Genomic DNA, 583 nt, shown 5'->3' on the forward strand with positions numbered 1-583 from the left:
ATAACGACATCATCTCTGGCGGTAACTTCCATGCAGAACCTGTTGCGATGGCAGCCGACAACTTAGCCCTTGCCATTGCAGAAATCGGCAGTTTGTCTGAACGTCGTATGGCACTTCTCATCGACAGCGCGCTATCAAAACTGCCGCCGTTCTTAGTGGATAATGGTGGCGTGAACTCTGGCTTCATGATTGCTCAAGTAACCTCTGCGGCATTAGCAAGTGAAAATAAGACCCTTGCTCACCCAGCCTCAGTAGATAGCTTACCAACATCAGCAAACCAAGAAGACCACGTGTCAATGGCGACATTCGCGGCTCGAAGACTGAAAGAAATGGGTGAAAACACTCGCGGCATTCTGGCTGTCGAATATCTATCGGCGGCGCAAGGTTTGGATTTCAGGGCGCCAAATAAATCGTCTGAGCGAATCGAAATTGCAAAACAGATGCTGCGTGAAAAAGTGTCGTTCTACGATAAAGACCGTTACTTTGCACCCGATATCGAGCAAGCAAACACATTGTTGAAACTTGCTCTACATAACGCACTGATGCCAGAGAACCTTCTGCCAAGCGTACATTAATCTGTAGA

Annotated in this window: 1 protein-coding gene; it reads left to right on the top strand. The window is 47.9% G+C overall.

Annotated features, from left to right (window positions below; all coding sequences use genetic code 11):
• Window positions 1–575 (top strand): aromatic amino acid lyase (locus R7F64_RS24135; protein ID WP_318072183.1); only part of this gene is annotated, 575 nt, incomplete at its 5' end.
• Window positions 576–583 lie beyond the last annotated feature (8 nt).

The organism is Vibrio sp. Vb1980, from assembly GCF_033338615.1.
In the GTDB taxonomy this organism is placed as follows: Bacteria; Pseudomonadota; Gammaproteobacteria; order Enterobacterales; family Vibrionaceae; genus Vibrio; species Vibrio alginolyticus.